We start from the raw sequence: 16194 nt of genomic DNA on the forward strand, positions 1-16194 counted from the left end.
GAGGGAGCGAAGGATTCAGCGCAACAACGGACGCAGCAGTTCACGGGAAATGATGTGGCGCTGGATTTCCGAGGTGCCCTCCCAGATGCGCTCGATGCGCGCGTTGCGCCAGATGCGTTCCACCGGGCCTTCGTCCATCAGGCCCATGCCGCCGAAGATCTGCACGGTCTCGTCGGCAACCTTGCCCAGCACTTCGCTGGCGAACAGCTTGGCCATGCCGGCCTCGCCGTCGGTCATGGTCCCGCGGTCCATCTTCCAGGCGGTGTGCAGGGTCATCAGTTCGGCGGCGCGGATCTGCGTGGCCATGTCGGCGAGCTTGAAGGAGATGCCCTGGTAGCTGCCGATGGCCGCGCCGAACTGCTTGCGGTCGGCGGACCATTGCAGCGCCAGGTCCAGCGCGCGCTGGGCCTGGCCGACGCAGTTGGCGGCAACCATCACACGGCCGGCGGTCAGCCAGGCGTTGGCCACTTCCCAGCCCTTGTCGACTTCGCCCAGGACCTGGGAGGCCGGTACGCGGCAGTCGTCGAAGAAGATTTCGTAGGTGTGGTAGCCCTTGTTGCTCACGCATTTCGGACCGCGGCGCACGGTCATGCCGGCGGTGCCCTTGTCCACCAGGAAGGCGGTCACGGCGTTGCGCTTCTTGCCGTTGCGCTCGAAGGTGTCGGTCACCGCGAAGACGATGGCGAAGTCGGCGTGGCCGGCATGGCTGATGAAGTGCTTGGAGCCATTGATCACGAAGTCTTCGCCATCACGCACGGCGCGCGTCTTGATCGAGTTGGCGTCGGAACCGGCGCCCGGCTCGGTGAGGGCGAAGCAGTCGATCTTCTCGCCCTGCACCACCGGCAGCAGGTAGTTCTGGATCTGTTCGCCCTTGCAGGCCATAAGGATCTTGGACGGGCGCGCGACGAACACATGCAGCGCCCAGGAGACCTTGGACAGCTCGCGCTCGACCAACGCCTGGGACAGGTAATCCAGGCCGCCGCCGCCCACTTCCTCGGGCATGTTGAAGGCATAGAAGCCGGCTGCCAGGGCCTTGCCACGAATCTTCGCGGCCAGCTCCGGGGACACCGCGTCGGTGCGGTCCACTTCTTCCTCGTAGGGCAGCAGCTCTTTCTCAACGAAAGCCTTGACCGCCTCGACGAGCATTTCCTGTTCTTGTGTCAGTTGGAAATCCATCACATCACCTGCAGCCGTCAGCGGCCTTTGAATTGGGGGGAGCGTTTCTCGGCCACGGCGCGCAGCGCCTCGGCGGCATCTTCGCTGCGGCCGCAGAGCAGCCCGGCGGCCTGTTCGGCTTCCAGCTGCTGGGCCAGGGTGCGGCTGGCGCCTTCGCGGATCAGGCGCTTGGTGTGGCCGAAGGCGTAGGTCGGGCCGGCAGCCAGGCGTGCGGCGAATTCGCCGACGTGAGCCTGCAATTGATCGTCAGCGACCACTTCGCCGACCAGGCCGGCGTTCAGCGCGCGTTCGGCGTTCCACAGTTCATCGAGGAACAGCAGGCGCTTGGCCGCTTCGCTGCCGATCAGGCGCGGCAGGTGCCAGCTGGCGCCAGCGTCCGGGCAGTAGGCCATGCCGGTATAGCCGGCCTTGAAGCGCGCGGAGGCGCCGGCGATGCGGAAGTCGCAGCACAGAGTCAGATCCATCCCGGCGCCGACGGCGGTGCCGTTGACGGCGGCGATGGTCGGCTTGTCCAGGCTGTGCAGGCGGCGCATCAGGGCGTGGGCGGTTTCGGTCCAGCCGTAGGTTTCCAGTTCGCCACGGGCTTCGGCCTCGGCCCATTCGGCGAGGTCGGCGCCGGCGCAGAAGCTGCGGCCCTCGCCGGTCAGCACGATGACGCGCACGGCCGCATCGGCCTCATAGGCGTCAAGCAGGGCCAGCAGGTTCTTGAGCGTGGGGACGTCGAGCGCGTTGCGCTGCTCGGGGCGGTTCAGGGTGATCCAGGCGATACCGTCCTGGACCCGGCTGAGCGGGGATGGCTGAGTCATGCTGCCCTCGTTCTTGTAGTCGTTTGCTGAGGCGGATGAAGCGTTGGAGCCAATACTAAACAAGTGTTCAGCAAGCTCGCAATCCACCCGAATGGGTGGCTTGTAACGTGCCGCCGAACGGCGGGAAGGCCGCGCGACGCGGGGGCTGAGGGGTTTCCCCAGGGTTTTCCCCGAGAGCTTGTTACAACTTCGAACAAACGGCCCTGCGGGCCTTCGCGGACAGAGTCCGCTCCTGCGCCTCCGGGAGCGGTGGAATCCTTGTAGGAGCGAGCTTGCTCGCGAACAGATTTTCCGGCGGTTCCGGAGTTGGGCGGGTTCGCGAGCAAGAACTAGGCGTCCCCCTCGCTCCTACAAAGAGCCAAAAAAAAAGCCCCGCGAAACGGGGCTTTTCCGATGCAGGAAGACTCAACCGATACTCGGCAGCGCCTCCTCGCTCAGCACCTGGCCCCGCTTGCGCTTGAGCAGGTAGTAGGCGAGATAGCACGCGCCCATGAAGCCGAAGCCCCAGTACAGCGACGGGCGCTGGGTCGGGTCCATGGCGAGGAACACGAACAGCGAGCAGCAGATCGCGATGCACGCCAGCGGGATCAGCGGGAACAAGGGCGCTGCGTACTTCAGGTCGGCCACGGTGCCGCCCTTGGCCATGTGCTCGCGGCGGAAGCGGTACTGGGCGTAGGCGATGACGATCCAGGTGACGGTGCCGGCCATTCCGCTCACCGCCATCAGCACCATGAACAGGGTGTCGGCGGCGACCACGCTGGTGAGCAGCGACAGCAGGGCGAAGCCGAGGCTGATCAGCAGCGCGTAGAGCGGGACGCCACGGGCGCTGAGCTTGGACAGCTTGCGCGGCGCCATGCCGGTCTTGGACATGGCCCAGAGGATGCGGGTCGACGCGTAAAGGCCGGAGTTACCCACCGAGAGGATCGCGGTGAGGATCACGAAGTTCATCAGATCGGCGGCGTAGGGAATGCCGACCATGTCGAACACCTGCACGAACGGGCTTTCCATCAGCCCGGCCTGCTTCCACGGCACGATGCAGGACAGCACGGCAATCGCCAGCACGTAGAAGATCAGCACGCGGAACACCACGTTGCGCACGGCGCGCGGGATGCTCTTTTCCGGCTGGTCGGTCTCGCCGGCGGCGACGCCCATGATCTCGCAGCCCTGGAAGGCGTAGACCACCGTCATCATCACCGCGAACACAGCGGACAGGCCGTTGGGGAACAGGCCGTCGCCGACCAGGTTGGACAGCCCCGGCGCGGCCTCGCCGCTGTTCAGCGGGATGGCGCCGAAGATCACCAGCAGGCCGACCACGATGAAGCCGAGGATGGCCGCAACCTTGATCCCGGAGAACCAGTATTCGGCCTCGCCGAAGGCGCGGGTGGCCAGGGCGTTGAGGGAGAACAGCACGACCACGAAGAAGCCCGACCACAGCCAGATCGGCACTTCGGGGAACCAGCGGGTCATCAGCATGCCGGCGGCGGTGAATTCCAGGCCGACGGTGGAGGCCCAGCTCATCCAGTAGACCCAGCCGATCATGAACCCGGTAGCCGGGCCGATGAAGCGCGTGGCGTGGGCCTGGAAGGAGCCGGAGACGGGCATCTGCACCGACAGCTCGCCCAGGCAGACCATCACCAGGTACATCAGCAGGCCGGCGACCAGGTAGGCGAGGATGGCGCCCATCGGGCCGCCGGAGCTGATGGTGACGCCCGAGCCCATGAACAGGCCGGTGCCGATCACGCCGCCCAGCGACAGCATGAAGATGTGGCGGCTCTTGAGCGCGCGGGTGAGCTGGATTTTTTCGCCGTTCGTGGCGTGATGGGGCTCAGACATGGCGCACCTCCGGGAAACGGCGGGCGCGACGGAGCGGAACTCTACGTTGGATCATTATTGTTATCTCCAATCAATCAGAGGCCGTGGCTCGGGCACGGATGCCACCGGATTATTGGAACGCGATGTAAGACCCCGTTGTTCCTACGGATCGAAGTTGTAGAAAGATGTAAGGATTTTGTGCGGGGCGCGTGGGGCGGGGCTTTCAGTACGTTGTTCTTCGTAGGAGCGAGCTTGCTCGCGAATGGATTCAGCCGGCTGATGAAGGTGTTGGGCGAGTTCGCGAGCAAGGGCTAGGCGCACCCTCGGTCCTACAGTGTTCTGCGCTCCCTGGCTGACAAGGCGCTAGGGGCGATCCCCTCACCCTAGCCCTCTCCCGAGGGGAGAGGGGACTGTCTTGTGTGAGCCTGAATATCCGCGCTCGCCGGCTGACTCTGAAACAGCCGCACACGCCGAACGGCTCCCTCTCCCTTCGGAGCGGGGCGCGCAGCCAGGGCTGGGGTGAGGGCAAGACACCACGCCGACGCTAAACCTGATCGCTCTTCAACAGCTCAAAGACAACCGCTCTCTCCCGCTCCAGCTTTTCCGCCCAATCCCCCAGCAAAGCCCCCGCCAACGCCGCCTCCTCCAGCTCACCCAGGCAATCCCCCAACCCGCGCAACCCCATGGACCGGCAGCTCCCGGCCAGCCGATGCGCCAAGCTCGCAGCCTCCACGGCATCATCCTGGCGCAGCGCATCCAGTAGCAGCGGCCATTGCTCGTCCAGCAACTTCCACAGGCTGGCCAGCAGTTCATTCAGCTTGTGCTCGCCCAGCAACCGGCGGTGGGTATCGAGTACCTGGCGATCCAGCGGGCCGTTATCCACAGCCTCCGGCAACAGCTCCCAGGCCACGCCGGACAGCGCACGGCGCAGGTCGTCCAGGCGCAGCGGCTTGCCCAGCACGCCCTGCATACCGGCCTCGAAATAGCGCCGGACCATGCCCGGCTGCACGCTGGCAGTGAAGGCGTGGATCGGTGTGCTGACGTTGAACCCGCCCGGTTGAGCACGGATCGCCCGGCACAGGTCGAGGCCGTTCATGCCCGGCAGGTGCATGTCCAGCAGGATCAGATCGAAGCGCCGCGCGGCGGTGAGCGCCAGCGCCGGCGCCGCGTCCTCGGCGAGTTGCACGCGGTGACCGTCGCGCTCCAGCAGGGCCTGGGCGACCTCGCGGTTGAGGGCGACGTCCTCCACCACCAGCACGTCCAGCGCTGGCGCCTGTTCGACGGCCACGCTGGAGCGCGGGACCACGCCCGGCGCCAGCACGATCTCGAACCAGAAGGTGCTGCCCTCGCCTTCCAGGCTTTCCACGCCGATCTCGCCGCCCATGGCTTCCACCAGCCGCTTGCTGATCGCCAGCCCCAGCCCGGTGCCACCGTAGCGCCGCGCTACCTCGTCGCTGGCCTGGGTGAAGCGCTGGAAGATCTTCTCCTGCTGCTCGGCAGAGATGCCGATACCGTCGTCGGTCACCGTGAAGCGCAGCCGCTGGCCGGCGTCGCCGCCCTCGAGCAGTGCGACTTCCAGCAACACCTCGCCCTCCTCGGTGAACTTCACCGCGTTGGCCAGCAGGTTGCTCAACACCTGGCGCAGGAACTGCTCGGCACCCCGGCACCCGTCCTGCACCTGGGGTTCGATACGCAGGCGCAGGCAAGTGCCGTTGTCGTCGGCGCGTGGCTCCAGCAGGGTCACCACGTCGTCCAGCAGGCGCCGCAGGGAGAAGTCCACCGGCTCCGGCTGGCTGGCGCCGTCCTCCAGCTTGGCGAAGTGCAGCACCTCGTTGAGGATCGCCAGCAGTCCTTCGCCTGCTGTGGATAACGCTTGGAGCCGGCGCCGGTCCTGCTCACCCAGGGGCGCGGCGCGCAGCAGTTCGGCCATGCCGAGGATGCCGTTGAGCGGCGTGCGGATCTCGTGGCTCATGGTGGCAAGGAAGCGGCTCTTGGCGCGGTTGGCGGCCTCGGCCTCCTCCTTGGCGCGGCGCAGGCTGGCGGTGCGCCGCTCGACCCGCCGCTGCAATTCGTCACGCTTGCTCTGCAGCGCTTCGCGATCCGCCTCGCGGCGCCGCAACTCGGCGCGCAGCGCCCGGCGCAAGCCATCGAGGGCATCGGCCACGGTGTCGATTTCGTCCTCTTCGCCTGAGCGTTTTTTATCCAGCGCCAGCTCGGTGCCCAGGTCGCCGCCCGTCAGGCCGCGGACGAAATCGGCCATGGCACGCAGGTGCCGGGTGACCAGGCTGTGGAACAGCCAGCTCAGCGCCACCGCCAGGCCGCAGAGGAATACGCCCATCCACAGCAGGCTGGCGAGACCGCCGTGGAGCAGGCGCAGGTAGACGGCGCCCAGGTCGATGCTGACTTCCAGCTCGCCCAGGTCGCGACGCTCGCCGTCCGGCGGCTGGAAGGCCAGGGCGTAGCGCTCGGTACGGAACGGCCCGCGTGTGTCGTCGGCATCCTGCACCAGGTTGAAGTCGGCGCTGCGCAGGCGTACCTGGGCGATGTCAGGGAAGTCGGCCAGGCCGTGCAACTGCACGTTGAGCTGCTCCTGGTTGAGGTCCCACAGGCTGCGCTCGAAGCTGGCGAGGTAGCCGACGCGGATCAGCTCCAGGCGTGTATCGATGTCGCGCATCTCGCGGCGGTACTCGAAGTACAGCTGCACGGCGCTGGCCAGCACGGTGAAGCACAGGCTGAACAGCAGCACCCGCAGCAGCAGGCGCCGGGCCAGGCCGCCGGGCAGCTTCAACGCGGCACCCCGTCGCCAGCGAGCATGGCGCGGTAACCGCGCTCGCTCTCGTCCAGCCAGCGGGCGATGCTGCCGTCGTCCACGCGCCGCTTCAGCACGGCGTCGATCTCGTCCATCCGCGCGGCCAGCGGCGAATGGCGAGAGACGGCGATGCGCAGGTAGTCCACGGTCAGCGGTTTCGACAGCGCGACGATGTCCTCCCCACCCGCCAACTGCTCGACGAACAGCGTCCCGGTGCGGCGCTCGTGGGCGATAAAGTCGATGCGCTGGCGAATCAGCTTGCCGAAGTTCTGCCGGCTGTCGGAGACCCATTCGACGTTGCCGTGCTCGGCGACGAAACGATCGAACTCAGACCCGTAGCTCTCGCCGAAGAGCAGCCCGCCGCGGTAATTCGCCAGGTCGCCCAACTGGTCGAAACGCACCGGCTTGCGGCGGTTGTAGAAGATCGCCACTTCCTCGCGCAGCACCGGCACGCGGGAGAACAGCAGGCCGTCGTCGCGCTGCGGGGTCTGGTAGGCGAGCACTATGTCGACGCGGCCTTCGGCGGCGTCCAGCAGGCAACGCTTCCAGTTGCCCAGCACCACGGTCTTCACCTCGTAGCCCAGTTCGCCGAGGATGCTGCGCACGGTCTGCGGGGCCAGGCCGCGTACTTCGTGGCCGTCGCTCCAGGAGATGGGCGGGTAGACGGGGTAGTCGCAGTAACGGATGGGCTGGGCGGCTTGGGTTGCCGTGCAGAAGAGCAAAGCCAGGAAATACAGGAGGAATTGGAGCGGGGGTTTCCCTCTCCCCAGCCCTGGCTGCGCGCCCCGCTCCGAAGGGAGAGGGAGCCGTACGGTACGCGCTCGAAACACGGAGTAAGGCTCAGGTGTCGGCAGGCGTGGCGGTGAACAGGTAGCCGGCGCCGTGGATGGTGATGATCAGCTCCGGCTCGGCCGGGTCGTCGCGCAGCTTGCGACGCAGGCGGCCGACCAGCACGTCGATGGAGCGGTCGTTGGGCAGCCATTCGCGGTTGCGGATCTGGTCCATCAGCTGGTCGCGGCTCAGGGTATGGCCGGTGTTGCGCAGGAACACGCCGAGCAGCTGGAACTCGCCGTGGGTCAGCGGGGTTTCGCTGCCATCGCGGTCGATCAGGCGCCGGCGGTCGGGGTCCAGTGTCCACTGGGCGAAGCGCTTGTGGTGCTGGCGGGCGCCCGGAACACAGATGGCGTTGGGTTGGCGGGCGTGGCGCACGCGGCGGATCAGGTTCTTCGCGCGGGACACCAGCTCACGCGGGTTGAGCGGCTTGATCACGTAGTCATCGGCGCCGCACTCCAGGCCGACGATGCGATCGATGTCATCGTTGCGGCCGGTGATCAGGATGATGCCGACCTCCGAGCGCACGCGCAGCTCGCGGGTCAGGGTCAGGCCGTCCTTGCCGGGCAAGCGGATGTCGAGCATCACCAGGTCGATGGGCTGCCCGCCCTGTTCGGCTTCGGCCAGGCTCGCCTCGGCCTGTTCGGCGGTGCCGGCACAGAGCACGTCATAGCCCTCCTCGCCCAGGTAGGCCTGGAGGAGCTCGCGAACCACCGGATCGTCGTCGACGATCAGTACACGGGAAGTCATCGCAATACCCTGCTGACGCCACCGCTCGTGGCGGGGCAATTCTTGTTATGCGTGGAGGTAGAGCTGTAGGAGCGGTCCTGCAGATGGCCGCAGGTTACCGCTCGCTGAACAATCGATCAACAGGCCGCCGGCGACCGGCTGAAACGCTGCCGGCCGCCATGCTGGAGGCCGTCTACCCAGGCCTCGCAGATCTGCACGCCCTGTTCCGGGGTGAAGGTATTGGGGTTCAGCCCGGATTCCAGCCACAAGCCATCGAGCAAGGCGCTGAGGGCAATGGCGGCGAGGTCGGCGTCGAAATCGGACCATGCCTGTTCCTGCGCCAGATCCTTCAGCGCCTGCGCCAGCAAGGTGCGGTACTCACCGTAGGAATGGTCATGCGCCTGGTTGATCGCTTCGGCGGTCTTCACCGCACCCCAGAACGCGAGCCACGCATCCAGCAGTTGCGGGTCGAGCAGTTCGGCACAGAACGACGCACGGAAGAACGCCGACAGCCGCGCGCGCGCATCCGGCGCGGCCTCGGCGATGGCTTCGCGCAACAACTGCATCACGCGCCCGGTGACGGTCAGGTAGGCCTCGGCCACCAGTTCGTCCTTGCCCGAGTAGTGGTGGTTGATCAGCCCCACCGAGACGCCGGCTTCGGCGCAGATCTTGCGAATGGAAGCTCCCTGGAAGCCATGGCGCTTCAGGCACGCGAGGGTCGCCTCGATCAGCAGCGCCTTGCGCTGCTCCGGCTCCAGTCGGGTAAAGCGGACTTCCTCGTTCATGCCTGGCTCCTAAAGTGTCAGGTGGCCAATCTGAACGATTGTTCGATTAGGCGCCAGTACCTACCCGTTCGGGGAATGGTCCGGGCACCGCCCCTGGTCGAGAGTGGCTTCATCCGCGATATCTCCAATCCATAACAAAATCAAAGGTGGGACTGACATGCAGAAAACGCTCGCAGCAGTACTCAGCGCGGCGCTGGCGACCTTGCCGGCACTGGGTCACGGGGAGGATGCCGCCGGCGCGAAGACGCTGCGGCTGTACAACTGGACCGACTACATCGGCGAGCACACCGTTGCCGACTTCGAGAAGGAAACCGGGATCAAGGTGGTCTACGACACCTTCGATTCCTACGAGACCGTGCAGGGCAAGTTGCTGCCCGGCCGCTCGGGCTACGACCTGGTGGTGCTCAATGCCGCCCTGGTGCCGCCGCTGCTCAAGGCCGGCGTCTTCCAGCCGCTGGACAAGTCCAAGCTGCCCAGCTGGAACAACCTCGACCCGGACGTGCTCAAGCACCTGGACCACTACGATCCGGGTGTGAAGTACTCGGCGCCCTACACCTGGGGCAGCAACGGCATCACCTACAACATCGACAAGATCAAGCAGCGCATGCCCGATGCGCCCATCGGCTCGCTGGCGATGCTGTTCGATCCGAAGATCGTGTCGAAATTCGCCGATTGCGGGGTGACCATCATCGATTCCCCCACCGATGTGATCCCGCTGGCCCTGGCCTACCTCAAGCGCGACCCCAACAGCGCGCTGCCCGAGGACCTGAAGGCCGCCCAGGACCTGCTGCAATCGATCCGCCCGTATATCCGCAAGTTCGACTCCACCAGCTACCTCAACGGCCTGGCCAACGGCGACCAGTGCATGGCGATGACCTGGTCCGGCGACTACGCCACCGCCCAGGCCCGCGCCGACGAAGCCGGCGCCAAGGTCAAGCTGGGCTACTTCGTGCCCAAGGAAGGCTCGCTGATCTGGTTCGACGACTTCTACATTCCGGCCGACGCGCCGCACGTGGAAAACGCCCACAAGTTCATCGAATACATGCTGCAGCCCAAGGTCGCTGCCGGTGTCGCCGACTACATCCGCTACGCCTCCAGCAACGCCGCCGCTACCCCGCTGCTGGCCGCCGAAGTGCGCAACGACCCGGCGATCTACCCCGACGCGGAGACCCGCGCCCGCCTGTTCACCCAGAAAGTGCAGAACCCCAAGGCCACCCGCCTGATCACCCGTACCTGGAACGCGGTGAAGACCGGGACCTGATAGCGCAAGACCACAGCCCCCTCTCCCCAGCCCTCTCCCTGAAGGGAGAGGGGGCAGCCCGCAGCCACGTTCAAGGAAGTCGTCTTCCTGTGATGTCGCTGACTGCGTGCCCGCAATGACCGACGTAGTCACCGAGTACTCCGAACGGTCCCCTCTCCCTTCAGGGGGAGGGTCAGGGAGAGGGCAAGGACTCGCACGACGAACCGTAATTTCGAGGTACAGACAATGACCACCACCACCCCAGCCTTCTTCGCCCAGTTCAACGACGAGCAGCTGGTCGCCGCCGACAAAGCCCACTACATGCACGGCTACCACGTGTTCGACGATCACCGGGTCAACGGTGCGCTGAACATCGCCGCCGGCGAGGGCGCCTACATCTACGACACCAAGGGCAATCGCTACCTGGATGCCGTAGGCGGCATGTGGTGCACCAACATCGGCCTGGGCCGCGCGGAAATGGCCGACGCCATCGCCGAGCAGGTGCGCCAGCTGGCCTACTCCAACCCCTTCTGCGACATGGCCAACGTCACCGCCATCCAGCTCTGCGAAAAACTCGCGCAGCTCGCCCCTGGCGACCTGGACCACGTGTTCCTCACTACCGGCGGCTCCACCGCCGTGGACACCGCCTACCGGCTGATCCAGTACTACCAGAACTGCCGCGGCAAGCATGACAAGAAGCACATCATCAGCCGGGTCAACGCCTACCACGGCTCGACCTTCCTCACCATGTCGCTGGGCGGCAAGGTCGCCGACCACCCGGCCGAGTTCGACTTCCTCAAGGACGTCATCCACCACATTTCCTGCCCCAACCCCTACCGCGCGCCGGAAGGGATGACCGAGGGCGATTTCCTCGAATTCCTGGTGAAGGAATTCGAAGACAAGATTCTCGAACTGGGTGAAGACAAGGTCGCCGCCTTCTTCGCCGAGCCGATCATGGGCTCGGGCGGCGTGATCATCCCGCCCAAGGGCTACCACCAGCGCATGTGGCAGGTGTGCCAGAAGTACGACGTGCTCTACGTCGCCGACGAAGTGGTGACCTCCTTCGGCCGCCTCGGCGCCTTCTTCGCCTCCGAGGACGTGTTCGGCATGCAGCCGGACATCATCACCACCGCCAAGGGCCTGACCTCCGGCTACCTGCCGCTGGGTGCGTGCATCTTCTCCGACCGCATCTGGAAGGTGATCGGCGAAGCCGACAAGGGCCGTTGCTTCGCCCACGGCTTCACCTACAGCGGGCACCCGGTGAGCTGCGTCTCGGCGCTGAAGAACATCGAGATCATCGAGCGTGAGAATCTGCTGGAGCACGTGAAGGATGTCGGCGGCTATCTGGAGCAGCGTCTGCAGGAACTGGCCGACCTGCCGCTGGTGGGCAGCGTGCGCTGCCAGAAGCTGATGGCCTGCGTCGAGTTCGTCGCCGACAAGCGCAGCAAGGCGCTCTTCCCCGAGGAGCTGAACATCGGCGAGAAGATCCACCTGCGCGCCCAGGCCAAGGGGTTGCTGGTGCGGCCGATCGTGCACCTGAACGTGATGTCGCCGCCGCTGACCATCACCCGCGCGCAGGTCGACGAGATCGTCGACACCCTGCGCGAGTCGATCCTGGAGGCCGCCGCTGACCTCCAGCGCTGCGGTGATTACGCGGGGCACTGATGATCGATCCTAGGATTTTGCCTACACCCCGGCAGCCCTTTATGCTGCCTGGCATGAGCGAATCTCAGGCACTGAGCGAAACGTCCGACGCACTGGCCCTGCATGCCTGGCATGCGGGGCTGGCGCGCGTCATGGCCAGTGTCGGCGAGGTCGTCTTCGTCGAACGCCTGGCAGACGCCCTGGGCTGCCTGGTACCACTGGAATCGGTGATGCTCGGCCTGGAACAGCGCGGCCAGCCGCCGCAACCGCTGTACCAGCGCGGCATCGACCCGGAGCACCACGAGGCGCTGATCGACCGCTACTACGCCCGCGGCTACCTGCTCGACCCCTTCTGCCTGGCCATGGAAGACGGCCTCACCGAAGGCTTCTACCCACTGGCCGATATCGCCCCGGACGATTTCTTCGCCAGCGAGTACTACAAGACCTACTACCTCAAGTTCGGCTGCACCGAGGACTGCCACTTCATCATCGACCTGGGCGAGGCGCGCAAGGTCTCGCTGTGCCTGTACCAGGGCAGGAGCGGCGCGCGCTTCAGCGAAACCCAGCTGGACCTGCTGGCCACCGTGCTGCCGCTGGTGCGCGAACTGTTCCGCCAGTTCGAGCGCAATGGCGGGCTGGACCTGCTGCTGGCCGGGCGCGGTGTGAGTGTCAACGACCCGGACGAGCAGGCGCCGCTGAACCGGCATATCCGCGCCGCCTTCATGAACTTCGGCGCCGACCGGCTGACCGAGCGCGAACGGGAAATTGCCCACCTGCTACTGCGCGGCCACTCGGTGAAATCCAGCGCACGGGTGCTGGATATCTCGCCCGAGACGGTGCGCATGCACCGCAAGCACCTCTATACCAAGCTGGAGATCAACTCCCAGGCGGAGCTGTTCTCACTGTTCATCGACTGGCTGACCGGCGACGCTACCGCGGCCTGACCCGAGCCTGTAGGAGCGAGCTTGCTCGCGAACACCTTACGCCGTGCCCACCAGGTTCGCGAGCAAGCTCGCTCCTACAAAAAGGCGTGCCGCCAATGCGGCAACACGCCCGGAAATCTGCCAACCTATGGCGGTTTCCGCTGTCTGACCCGTGCCCCACCACCAGGAGAGCTTCCCGATGCCCCGCCGCTGGCTTCCCGCCTTGCTGTTGGCCGCCGCCCTGCCGCTGCACGCCGCCGAATCCAAACCCACCTATGGCCCGGAACTGGAGCGTTTCAACTACGCCTACCCGGTCGGCCACTACAGCTTCGCGTCCCAGGGCCACCACATGCACATGGCCTATATCGACGTGAAGCCAAAGAAACAGCCCAACGGCCGCACCGTGGTGCTGCTGCACGGCAAGAATTTCTGCGCCGGTACCTGGGAAACCACCATCGCCGCGCTGAGCGACGCTGGCTACCGCGTGGTGGCACCGGACCAGATCGGCTTCTGCAAATCCACCAAGCCCGAGCGCTACCAGTACAGCTTCCAGCAGCTGGCGACCAACACCCACGCGCTGCTCGACCACCTGAAGATCGGCAAGATCACCCTGCTGGGCCACTCCACCGGCGGCATGCTCGCCGCCCGCTACGCGCTGATGTATCCGCAGCAAGTCGAGCAGCTGGCCATGGTCAACCCCATCGGCCTGGAAGACTGGAAAGCCCTTGGCGTCCCCTACCGCACCCCGGACCAGTGGTACGAGCGCGAGCTGAAGACCAGCGCCGACAGCATCCGCCAGTACGAGCAGGCCACCTATTACGCCGGCCAGTGGAAGCCGGAGTACGACAAGTGGGTGAACATGCTCGCCGGCCTGTTCAACGGCGCCGGCCATGAGCGCGTGGCGTGGAACTCGGCGCTGCTCTACGACATGATCTTCACCCAGCCGGTGGTCTACGAATTCGGCCAGCTGAAGATGCCGACCCTGCTGCTGATCGGCACCAAGGACAACACCGCCATCGGCAAGGACATCGCTCCGGCCGAGCTCAAGCCGAAGCTGGGCAACTACGCCGAACTGGGCAAGGCGACCGCCAAGGCGATCCCCAACGCCACCCTGGTGGAGTTCGACGACATGGGCCACGCGCCGCAGATCCAGGACCCGAAGCGCTTCCACGAGGCACTGCTCAAGGGGTTGGCGGACCTGAAGCACTGAGAGTCGGGGGGAACCGTAGGATGGCGTGGAGCGAAGCGATACCCATCGATCCCTCCCGCCGCCAGCATGGGTATCGCTCCGCTCCACCCATCCTGCAAACGCGGTACAGCGCGGACCTGTAGGAGCACCAACGAAAACGCCGGCTCCCCTCGCAGGGAGCCGGCGTTTTCATTCAGCCGAAAGAATCAGCCCAGGTTCTTGCCCAGCAGCGCGTGGTACAGCTCGCTGTCGCCGAGCACGCCGACCACGCGGCTCTGCTCCTGCAGCACCAGCTTGTGGCCGGTCTGGTAGCGAATCTGCAGCGCGTCGCGCATGCGGATATTGACGTCCACCAGGGTTGGCTCGTGCTTGAGCTTCTCCACCGGGTCGCCCGGGCGCCATTGCTGCAGGTCGATGATGTTGCTGCCCTGGCGCGCGGTCTTGATCTGGTTGGTCTCGGTAAGGCCCAGCCAGCAATCGCGGCCCTGGTCGAAGCACACCTCGTCGGCCTGGCGTCGGCACTGGTCCAGGCCACGCATCAGGCTGGAGCCACAGAGCACGTTGAGCGGGTTGGTGTGGGCAACGAAGGTGCGCACATAGTCGTCCGCCGGGCTGAGCACGATTTCCTCGGGCTTGCCGTGCTGGATGATGCGGCCGTCCTTCATGATCGCGATGCGCGTACCGATCTTCAGCGCCTCGTCCAGGTCATGGCTGACGAAGACGATGGTCTTGTGCAGCTGCCGTTGCAGCACCAGCAGTTCGTCCTGCAATTGCTGGCGAATCAGCGGGTCCAGCGCGGAGAAGGGTTCGTCCATCAGCAGGATGTCGCCATCCATGGCCAGCGCACGGGCCAGGCCGACGCGCTGCTGCATGCCGCCGGAGAGCGAGTCCGGACGCTTGTCGCGCCACTGCGACAGGCCGACCAGCTCCAGCTTCTCGTCGATCACCTTCTTCCGTTCGCTGGCCGGGCGGCCCTGCATCTCCAGGCCGAAGCCGATGTTCTCGGCCACGGTCAGCCAGGGCATCAACGCGAACTTCTGGAACACCATGGCGATGCGCTTGGTGCGCATGGTCTTGAGCGTCGCCGGCGAGCAGTTGGCGATATCCACCTGCTGGCCCTCGTGCTCGATCAGCAGCTTGCCGCGGCTGACCCGGTTGAGGCCGTTGATGCAGCGCAGCAGGCTGGACTTGCCCGAGCCCGAGAGCCCCATCATCACGCAGATCTCGCCGCGATTGACGTCCAGGCAGGCATCCTCCACGCCCAGTACCTGGCCGGTGCGCTTGAGGATTTCCTCGCGGCCCAGGCCCTTGTCCAGCAGCTTGAGCGCCTCCTTGGTGTGGGTGCCGAAAATCACATCCACATGTTCGAATCGAATCGCCGACATAGTGCTTACCTCCCCCGCAGCGAACGTTGCTTGCACACCCGGTCGAGCAGGATGGCGAGCAGGACGATGGCCAGACCGGCCTCGAAGCCGAGGGAAATGTCCGCGGTGTTGAGCGCGTTGACCACCGGCTTGCCGAGGCCATCAGCACCCACCAGCGCGGCGATAACCACCATCGACAGCGACAACATGATGCATTGGGTGATCCCCGCGCCGATGCTCGGCATGGCATGCGGCAGCTCGATGCGCGTCAGCAGTTGCCAGCGCGAGCAGCCGAAGGCCTTGCCGGCGTCCATCAGTTCCGCCGGCACGTCCTGGATGCCCAGGCAGGTCAGGCGGATGGGCGCGGCGATGGCGAAGATCACCGTGGAGATCAGGCCCGGAACCACACCCAGGCCGAACAGGGTCAGGGTGGGGATCAGGTAGACGAAGGTGGGTACCGTCTGCATCAGGTCCAGCAGTGGCCTGAGCCCGGTGTAGAACCAGGGCTTGTGCGCCGCCAGGATGCCCAGCGGCACCCCGATGGCGATACACACCACCGTGGCGAAGATCACCTGCGCCAGGGTCTCCATGGTCTCCTGCCAGTACCCCAGGTTGAGGATCAGCAGCAGCGAAGCCAGGGCGAATACGGCAAGGCCCCAGCTGCGCTGGATGTAGAACACCAGGAAGACCATCAGCGCGATCAGCGCCAGCGGGTTGAACCAGAGCAGGCTGTTGGTGACGCCGTGGATGAGGAACTCGAGGGTGTCGGAAATCTTGTCGAACACCGACGCGCCATGTTGCGTGAGCCAGTCGACGAAGGCGGCGATATGCTCGCCCAGCGGTAGCTTGTGGTCAGTCAGAAACATAATGCGGGCCCATCAGAAGC

General features: G+C 65.7%; 13 protein-coding genes. 4 read left to right on the forward strand and 9 right to left on the reverse strand.

Going from position 1 to position 16194, the window contains the following annotated elements:
* Window positions 1–15: 15 nt before the first annotated feature.
* From RS899_RS26480 to RS899_RS26510, 7 genes are all read right to left on the reverse strand, one after another.
* Window positions 16–1176 carry an acyl-CoA dehydrogenase family protein gene (locus tag RS899_RS26480; protein ID WP_315808429.1) on the reverse strand — a complete coding sequence of 387 codons (1161 nt, stop codon included), beginning with the start codon at window positions 1174–1176 and terminating at the stop codon, window positions 16–18.
* Window positions 1177–1193: 17 nt separating this feature from the next.
* A complete protein-coding gene (locus tag RS899_RS26485; RefSeq protein ID WP_236173629.1) occupies window positions 1194–1982 on the reverse strand; it encodes an enoyl-CoA hydratase/isomerase family protein in 789 nt (262 codons plus the stop codon).
* Between the two features lie 405 nt (window positions 1983–2387).
* A complete protein-coding gene (locus RS899_RS26490) occupies window positions 2388–3815 on the reverse strand; it encodes an amino acid permease (RefSeq protein ID WP_054910340.1) in 1428 nt (475 codons plus the stop codon).
* Window positions 3816–4338: 523 nt separating this feature from the next.
* Window positions 4339–6582: an ATP-binding protein gene (locus RS899_RS26495; protein WP_315808430.1), complete on the reverse strand. Its 2244-nt coding sequence runs from the start codon at window positions 6580–6582 to the stop codon at window positions 4339–4341.
* Complete coding sequence (locus RS899_RS26500) at window positions 6579–7340, reverse strand: substrate-binding periplasmic protein (protein ID WP_409978096.1); 762 nt, start codon at window positions 7338–7340, stop codon at window positions 6579–6581. Before RS899_RS26500 ends, RS899_RS26495 begins: the two co-directional genes overlap by 4 nt.
* A 103-nt stretch (window positions 7341–7443) precedes the next feature.
* Window positions 7444–8190: a response regulator gene (locus RS899_RS26505; RefSeq protein WP_139093107.1), complete on the reverse strand. Its 747-nt coding sequence runs from the start codon at window positions 8188–8190 to the stop codon at window positions 7444–7446.
* Window positions 8191–8300: 110 nt separating this feature from the next.
* Window positions 8301–8948 (reverse strand): TetR family transcriptional regulator C-terminal domain-containing protein, encoded by a 648-nt coding sequence (locus tag RS899_RS26510; protein ID WP_037013083.1) that lies wholly within the window; start codon window positions 8946–8948, stop codon window positions 8301–8303.
* A gap of 157 nt (window positions 8949–9105) precedes the next feature.
* On the opposite strand from RS899_RS26510, the gene RS899_RS26515 reads away from it, so the two are divergent.
* The 4 genes from RS899_RS26515 to RS899_RS26530 all read left to right on the forward strand — a co-directional run bounded on the left by RS899_RS26515 (window position 9106) and on the right by RS899_RS26530 (window position 13965).
* Complete coding sequence (locus tag RS899_RS26515; protein WP_054907630.1) at window positions 9106–10209, forward strand: polyamine ABC transporter substrate-binding protein; 1104 nt, start codon at window positions 9106–9108, stop codon at window positions 10207–10209.
* Window positions 10210–10434: 225 nt separating this feature from the next.
* Entirely contained in the window at window positions 10435–11853 is a 1419-nt protein-coding gene (locus RS899_RS26520; protein ID WP_315808431.1) for an aminotransferase, read from the forward strand.
* Between the two features lie 53 nt (window positions 11854–11906).
* Window positions 11907–12776 carry a helix-turn-helix transcriptional regulator gene (locus RS899_RS26525; protein WP_315808432.1) on the forward strand — a complete coding sequence of 290 codons (870 nt, stop codon included), beginning with the start codon at window positions 11907–11909 and terminating at the stop codon, window positions 12774–12776.
* Window positions 12777–12954: 178 nt separating this feature from the next.
* Window positions 12955–13965, forward strand: a complete 1011-nt coding sequence (locus RS899_RS26530) for an alpha/beta fold hydrolase (protein WP_193452919.1) — start codon at window positions 12955–12957, stop codon at window positions 13963–13965.
* A 185-nt stretch (window positions 13966–14150) separates the two neighbouring features.
* Here RS899_RS26530 and choV read toward each other — a convergent pair whose 3' ends face one another.
* Together choV and choW are read right to left on the reverse strand one after the other, a co-directional pair.
* Complete coding sequence (gene choV / locus RS899_RS26535; protein ID WP_054907627.1) at window positions 14151–15329, reverse strand: choline ABC transporter ATP-binding protein; 1179 nt, start codon at window positions 15327–15329, stop codon at window positions 14151–14153.
* A gap of 5 nt (window positions 15330–15334) precedes the next feature.
* Window positions 15335–16174 (reverse strand): choline ABC transporter permease subunit, encoded by an 840-nt coding sequence (gene choW, locus RS899_RS26540; RefSeq protein WP_038803445.1) that lies wholly within the window; start codon window positions 16172–16174, stop codon window positions 15335–15337.
* Window positions 16175–16194 lie beyond the last annotated feature (20 nt).

The sequence above is a fragment of the Pseudomonas sp. C9-3 genome (assembly GCF_032392015.1).
In the GTDB taxonomy this organism is placed as follows: Bacteria; Pseudomonadota; Gammaproteobacteria; order Pseudomonadales; family Pseudomonadaceae; genus Pseudomonas; species Pseudomonas nitroreducens.

Coding starts and splice junctions, on each gene's coding strand:
- choV (WP_054907627.1), bottom strand. CDS start 15,329: ATGTCGGCGATTCGATTCGAACATGTGGATGTGATTTTCGGCACCCAC.
- RS899_RS26520 (WP_315808431.1), top strand. CDS start 10,435: ATGACCACCACCACCCCAGCCTTCTTCGCCCAGTTCAACGACGAGCAG.
- RS899_RS26480 (WP_315808429.1), bottom strand. CDS start 1,176: ATGGATTTCCAACTGACACAAGAACAGGAAATGCTCGTCGAGGCGGTC.
- RS899_RS26525 (WP_315808432.1), top strand. CDS start 11,907: ATGAGCGAATCTCAGGCACTGAGCGAAACGTCCGACGCACTGGCCCTG.
- choW (WP_038803445.1), bottom strand. CDS start 16,174: ATGTTTCTGACTGACCACAAGCTACCGCTGGGCGAGCATATCGCCGCC.
- RS899_RS26485 (WP_236173629.1), bottom strand. CDS start 1,982: ATGACTCAGCCATCCCCGCTCAGCCGGGTCCAGGACGGTATCGCCTGG.
- RS899_RS26530 (WP_193452919.1), top strand. CDS start 12,955: ATGCCCCGCCGCTGGCTTCCCGCCTTGCTGTTGGCCGCCGCCCTGCCG.
- RS899_RS26510 (WP_037013083.1), bottom strand. CDS start 8,948: ATGAACGAGGAAGTCCGCTTTACCCGACTGGAGCCGGAGCAGCGCAAG.
- RS899_RS26515 (WP_054907630.1), top strand. CDS start 9,106: ATGCAGAAAACGCTCGCAGCAGTACTCAGCGCGGCGCTGGCGACCTTG.
- RS899_RS26490 (WP_054910340.1), bottom strand. CDS start 3,815: ATGTCTGAGCCCCATCACGCCACGAACGGCGAAAAAATCCAGCTCACC.